Below are 5,869 nucleotides of genomic sequence, written 5' to 3'. Positions count from 1 at the left end.
CGGGCCACGCCATATTCCCACATATAGCCATAGCCGCCATGAAGCTGCACACATTCATCGGAAACATTACATTGGAGTTCAGTCATAAGGTATTTTGCGGATGAGGCCATTGCCCCATCTACTTTTTTGTCATTGTGCAACATGACCAACTGATCGACATAAATCCTTCCCTGCTCCAATTTGGCTCCCATCTCAGCCAATTTGAATCGGGTATTCTGAAAATCAGAAACCATTTTCCCAAATGCTGCCCTATTTTTGACATATTCTACAGTGGATAAAAAAGTCGATTCGGCCAATGCCACAGCAGCCAAGGCCACGATCAATCTTTCCTGAGCAAGTTCAGTCATTAGATATTTGAAACCCTCTCCTACCTTACCCAAGAGATTTTCTTTTGGCACCCTCACATCCTCAAAAAACAACTCACAGGTATCCTGCGCATGCAAACCGACTTTTTCAAAAGGAACACCTTTGGAAAAACCATCCATATCCTTGTCCACAATAAACAAGCTTATACCCTTTGCTCCCTCATGGGGGTCGGTCTTGGCCGCCACAACTGCAATATCACAGAGAAACCCATTGGTAATAAAAGTCTTTGATCCATTGATCAGGTAATGGTCTCCTTTATCTTCAGCAGTTGACCTGATGGCCTGAAGATCAGAACCTGCACCGGGTTCGGTCATGGCTATTGCGCCGATAAGGTCACCACTGACCATGCCCGGTATGTATTTGGATTTGGCGGCCTCTGTCCCGTAATGTTGGACATATGGAAAGACGATATCACTATGAAGCGGATAGCCTATTGCAGGTCCGGAACAACCCGAAAGTCCCAGTTCTTCGATAAAAATGGCATTGAATCTGAAATCCCGGATCCCCATTCCTCCAAAAGCTTCCGATGCCTGAAGGCATAGAAATCCGTTTTCACCAAGCTTTTTCCATGATTCCCTGCTGACCATTTTTTCCTTTTCCCAAATTGCATTGTTGGGTGTAATTTCCTTTGCAATAAAATCCCTGACGGACTGTCGAAAGAGTTCATGCTCTTCATTAAAAATCGTTCTTGTGACTTGATACATTTTATATTTGGGTTTATGGGTTTCAAAATATTAATTGGGAAAATAAAATTACCAACAGTATTTAATCTGAAATATACTATAACTAAATGTAGTTTTAAATCAATATTTTGGTAAAACTAGATAAAGACTTATATGAAAAGGACATTCATTTAAAATAAATCGGTGTGTCTCCTCTATTAACTAATCTCAAAAGCAATCGTTGTCTTTCCCAGCAATAAAAAAGGGGAGAAAATTCAGCTTCCCCAATTTAATCTTTACAGATCTTTACAACTTATCTCTTCATTTAATCACTGTCTAAACTAACATCCGTCATCAGACATCGGACAAAAATTCAATTCATGAAGAGAAACGGAAATCAAATCCCGGAAAAGAGAATGGATAAAAAACCATCAGTTCCAAGGTTTTCTTGGCAGTTTTTCAGGTCTTTGGTCGGTATGGTAAATCATGGAAGCAATGATGACAGCAGCTTGGGTCATGTCGCTCAACTGCATTCTTTCATATACATCCATATTGGTATGGTAGCCTTTTCCATAGTCTATGGGATCCTGGATAAACTGAAAACCGGGAACACCCACAGCTTCAAAAGCAACATGGTCGGTTGAACCTGTATTCCTCAAAGTAATGGTTTTGGCACCCATGTCATGAAAAGGCTCAAACCATTTTTCAAATACTGGAACCAATTGGTCATTCCCTTCAAGGTAAATCCCCCTGATTTTTCCTGAACCATTGTCAAGATTATAATAGGCCGATATCTTGTCCCATTCCGCCTTTTTTTCTTTTGAGTTCCTGTCTGCCACATACTTCTGAACATAGCCCCTGGAACCGAAAAGCCCCTGCTCTTCTTCACCCCAAAGCGCAATCCTGATCGTTCTTTTTGGTTGGTAATTCAGTGCTTTCAAAATCCTGATGGCTTCCATCATCACGGCAACTCCGGCGGCATTGTCGTTGCCTCCCGTTCCTGCATGCCAACTATCCAAATGGGCGCCCAACATTACTATCTCAGGTTTCAGGTTTTTGTCTGTTCCGGGGATTTCTGCGAGCACATTGTACCCACTGTAATCATCATCCAACCATTCCACTTCGATCTCGGCTTCGATTTTGACGGGTTTGCCGTTTTTCAATAATCTATAAATCCTTCCATGGTGCTCAGAGGCAATTTCCATTTCGGGAACTGTTTTATTTTTCTCCTTACTGAATGAACCTGACCTTGTATGGAAAACCGTCCCAAAACTCCCCCTCGTTCCGGTAAGTCTCAATCCAACCTCTTCTTCTAATAAAAATGCCATGAGCCTCTGGTCCAAATCACGCTGGGCTCTCAGTTGTGCCAGCATCTCCGGTGTATATCTTCCTCCGCCTCCTCCGAAGTTGATGGTTTTTCTATCTTCCAACTCCTGATCTGTCAGTCTCTTAGCCTCTGCTTCAAATGCAGGGTTGTTTGTGAGGTTTGCCGGAGTGATGACCACCTTACCTTTCAGCTTCCCTTTGTATTTGGCAAAATCATCGGCAGTGGAAATTTCCAAAAGCATCACCTCAGTATCCAACAATCCCTCAGTCCCATCTGTCCAAGCTTTTGGGTAACCGATAATCTGTGCATAATATGGCTCCTTCATGGCGATATAGGATTTTTTGACATTCCATCCCCTGCCAAAATCTCCATAAGGATCAATCCGCACATTGCCCAATCCCCAATCCCTGAATTTATCCGCTGCCCAATTTCTGGCATTCCTGAGGTTGGTAGATCCTGACAATCTTGGTCCGAGGTAATCAGTCAAATGAAACGACAGGTCCTGAATCTGGGAGTTTCCGATACCTTCAGATTTGATTTTGTAAACCATTTCCAGGTCTACTTTTTCCTGCGCCATCAAATTGGCTGACCACAGCAACATGGCAATCGTCAATAAAGAAAATCGATTATTGAATTTCATAAGCTTTATTTGATAATTGAACTTTGGGTTTACATCTAATACTGCATTGAAGATTCAAAAATGTAAAAAAAATCTAGTTGGCATTGGCCGTTGGTGTAAATAGTGGTGGGAAATAATTAACTTGAATTTTGATTTTAACATAACATTAATGAAAAGTCATCTACTGAAACTGAGCCTATGAACTTTGATTTATTGGTAAATACCATTCAGCAAACACATAACACCCTACAGCAAGGTGCCGTGAAATCCGTTAACAAACATCTTACAATCAGAAATTGGTTGATTGGTTTTTACATCGTGGAATTTGAGCAAAATGGAAATGACCGTGCCAATTATGGGGAAAAATTAATTCCCGAGTTGGCAAAATCACTAAGTATTAAAGGACTTTCTGAAACAAGTCTTATCATTAATCGGCAGTTTTACAAAGTATACCCACAAATTAGTCAGACGCTGACTGACGAATTGAAACATTTGGGTTTTGGTATTGATCCAATTCCTCAGTCGCTGACTGAGGAATTACAAAATATTATAAATCAATTGGTTAAAATTGTGCATTCAGTGAATGCTCAATTAAAGGATAAACAATTTAAGAATTGATTTTACGGTATTGAAAGCCAAAATTGTATTTTAGAATAATTAAAAGTTCGGAATATAACCGAACTTTTAATTACATTTGTATCATATAATGAGATTAGTCAATAAAAAAGTTTTAGAGAAATTAAAAAAGAAAAATAGAGGAAATGTTCCTTTATCTAATGCTATAGACAAACTTATTGAGGATATTGAAAATAACGATTGGGAAAATCAAACAAAACTTATAAAAAGCAGGCCTGATGCAGACTGCGTACATAGTGACGGGTTTTACTTTTTTAACTTAAATATTCATAGAACAATGATTCTTATAGAATTTGATGATGATGAAGCTTCGGTTGTTTGGGTTGGAACTCATCAAGAATACGAAACAACTTTTAAGAACAATAAGAACACAATAAAAAAATGGTTAAGCTCTAACAACTGGATTTAAAAAATATGAAAACTCAACTTGACATTTCAAAATTATTGGATACTGAAAAAATTCAAAATGAATTGGATTTTGAAAGAGCTTTGATTGCTGAAAGAAAATTACGGATTCTTTCTAAAGAAGATCCAAAATACAAATTCATTCGCAAGAAATTAAGAGACTTAATCGAAGATTATGAAAACAAAAACTGGTCTAAAAGCTCAAGAATCACAAGTAAAAAAATACAAGAGAGTGATTTAGCCGAATTTATCGCAGAAAAAGAAAGACAATTCATTCAAAGAAGAAAGGAATTAATCAGAAAAAAGCTTAAAAACTTAAATCTAACCCAAGAAAATCTTGCTACAATATTGGGACATAACAGTAAATCTTATATGTCAGAATTAATGAATGGTATAAGTCCCTTCACTTTAAAAGATTTAATTGTAATAAATAGAGTTTTCAAAATTGAATTAACTGATTTGGTCCCTACCTTTTTAAATCAAACAGAAAGAGAAAATATAATTAAATCCTTCCAAAAGCTTGATAATCCAAAACTAAAATTGAAAAAAGAAGATTTTGAAATTGCATAAAATCTCCTATCGATCTCACCCCTCTAATCATAATTTCCTGACTTCATTTCCTTGAGCAAAGCCTTCCCCAATAGCCCCACAAAAAAAGCCCCGAAGCATCTACTCCGGGGCTAAGGTTAAATAGTGGTTAAGTTTACAGATATAGGTTTTTGGTTCTTCCCAGTTTGTCGGTTACTTTGACGGATACATCTTTGATGGTCAGATCACTTAAGCGATACACCTTGACAAAACCCTCAGCCTGATTAATGGTTTCGGTGAAAATGGTTCTTCCTTTATAGTCGAAAATTTCTACCTGAACTCCAGGCTCATCCAGACCGACCACCGATAGTTTGAATGAATCATTGTCTATTTTCTTGCCATAGGCAACCAATGGGTATGATGATTTGCTGTTTTTGGTTTCCACCGAAAATATGGCCATATCATGGCTCGGTTCTTTGATATTGCTTTCGATCATTACCTGATATTCTCCGGCAGGCAGCTCGGATAAATCATAGGGAACTATTACGTCTTGTTTTACTTTGACAAATTGCTGGTGAAGTTTTTGGCCATCACTGTTCAATATTGCCAATCGGACTTTACCAAGACCTTCTCTCAATGTTATGCTGACCTTCTTTTCTGTTGTTTTTACAGAGGCTAAAGTTTTAAGATCTTCATTTGATGCGTTTGCTAAGGTGGCCACACCTAGTGTAGCGGCCAAAGCGAGTGTGAGTAATTTTTTCATAATTGCAGTTGTTTAAGTTGGTACTCTCCTTTATCCATTATCTGTACCAACACAATCCTGCATGCCATTTAGGGCACACTTAAGCTGCCATAAAAAATAAATAATTGTTAAAATTTAGAATTCCACCTAAACATAGAATTCATGCTTTCCCCAAAATTCTGTATCACCATGGAACACTTGGTCCCGACTTTGTTCAGAAAGCGGACAGATTTTGGTAAAAACTGTTGAAATGCTGATACTTAAAAGGTTGCGTTCAGATGGGTTAATTAAAAAAAATTAATAAGAATATTTTTTTCAGTAAGTCGTGCCAAAAAATCCAAACCTAAAAATCCTGTACGCTGGTGTACAGGTTCCGTTCTCTATCGGGCAAGAATGGGCAAAATCAACTGTCCAATAATTTTGATTTCAGGCTTTTCACCCTTTCTTTGATCGTCATATTTGAAATATCCAGGTTTTCTGAGGTCGCTTTGAGAAACTCCAGGATACTCCCCTGATGGTCGGTTGACTTTCCTTCCTTGATGGTGACATAGCGCATGGTAGTCCAAAGAACAGTTTTGAGTTCT

6 protein-coding genes and 1 pseudogene are annotated in these 5,869 nt (G+C 38.2%); 3 read left to right on the top strand and 4 right to left on the bottom strand.

The features are described 5' to 3' along the window. Together ACEW8O_RS15510 and ACEW8O_RS15505 are read right to left on the bottom strand one after the other, a co-directional pair. Positions 1 to 1,070: acyl-CoA dehydrogenase family protein (locus ACEW8O_RS15510; RefSeq protein ID WP_373495534.1), on the bottom strand; the 1,070-nt coding region annotated here is incomplete at its 3' end. 389 nt (positions 1,071 to 1,459) lie between these two features. Further along, positions 1,460 to 2,995, bottom strand: coding sequence for a M20/M25/M40 family metallo-hydrolase (locus tag ACEW8O_RS15505; RefSeq protein ID WP_373495533.1), 1,536 nt, complete (start codon positions 2,993 to 2,995; stop codon positions 1,460 to 1,462). 177 nt (positions 2,996 to 3,172) lie between these two features. On the opposite strand from ACEW8O_RS15505, the gene ACEW8O_RS15500 reads away from it, so the two are divergent. The 3 genes from ACEW8O_RS15500 (at position 3,173) to ACEW8O_RS15490 (ending at position 4,585) form a co-directional block, all read left to right on the top strand. Then, positions 3,173 to 3,592, top strand: a complete 420-nt coding sequence (locus tag ACEW8O_RS15500; RefSeq protein ID WP_373495532.1) for a DUF1016 N-terminal domain-containing protein — start codon at positions 3,173 to 3,175, stop codon at positions 3,590 to 3,592. A gap of 88 nt (positions 3,593 to 3,680) precedes the next feature. Further along, positions 3,681 to 4,019, top strand: a complete 339-nt coding sequence (locus ACEW8O_RS15495) for a type II toxin-antitoxin system HigB family toxin (protein ID WP_373495531.1) — start codon at positions 3,681 to 3,683, stop codon at positions 4,017 to 4,019. A gap of 5 nt (positions 4,020 to 4,024) precedes the next feature. Beyond that, positions 4,025 to 4,585: a helix-turn-helix domain-containing protein gene (locus ACEW8O_RS15490; RefSeq protein WP_373495530.1), complete on the top strand. Its 561-nt coding sequence runs from the start codon at positions 4,025 to 4,027 to the stop codon at positions 4,583 to 4,585. Between the two features lie 133 nt (positions 4,586 to 4,718). Here ACEW8O_RS15490 and ACEW8O_RS15485 read toward each other — a convergent pair whose 3' ends face one another. Then, positions 4,719 to 5,306, bottom strand: a complete 588-nt coding sequence (locus ACEW8O_RS15485; protein ID WP_373495529.1) for a DUF3244 domain-containing protein — start codon at positions 5,304 to 5,306, stop codon at positions 4,719 to 4,721. Between the two features lie 382 nt (positions 5,307 to 5,688). Further along, positions 5,689 to 5,869: pseudogene (locus ACEW8O_RS15480) on the bottom strand (acyl-CoA thioesterase); the annotation flags it as partial.

It is taken from the genome of Aquiflexum sp. (assembly GCF_041749095.1).
GTDB lineage: Bacteria > Bacteroidota > Bacteroidia > Cytophagales > Cyclobacteriaceae > Aquiflexum.
The sequence above is the reverse complement of the archived record's forward strand: the minus strand, read 5'-3'. Positions and strand labels throughout refer to the sequence as shown.